At 70.0% G+C, this 237-nt stretch carries 1 protein-coding gene; it reads left to right on the top strand.

Annotated features, from left to right (window positions below; all coding sequences use genetic code 11):
- Positions 1-237 (top strand): enolase C-terminal domain-like protein (locus OOT08_RS18970; RefSeq protein ID WP_325094455.1); only part of this gene is annotated, 237 nt, incomplete at both ends.

Raw genomic sequence — 237 nt, 5'->3', positions numbered from 1 at the left:
CCGTCCCGCCGGAGAACCTCAAGGCGCTGAAGAAGGTCGCCGAGAAGGTCGACATCCCGGTCGCCACCGGTGAGCGCATCCACGACCGGATCGAGTTCCGCGAGCTGTTCGAGGACCAGTCGGTGGACGTCATCCAGCCCGGCGTCGGCCACATCGGCGGCATCTGGGAGACCCGGAGGCTGGCCGCGACCGCCGAGACGCACTACACGCTGGTCGCCCCGCACAACGTCGGCGGGC

It is taken from the genome of Leucobacter sp. M11 (assembly GCF_035726885.1).
Lineage (GTDB): Bacteria > Actinomycetota > Actinomycetes > Actinomycetales > Microbacteriaceae > JAPFRB01.
This window is presented reverse-complemented; position numbering and strand designations above follow the sequence as displayed.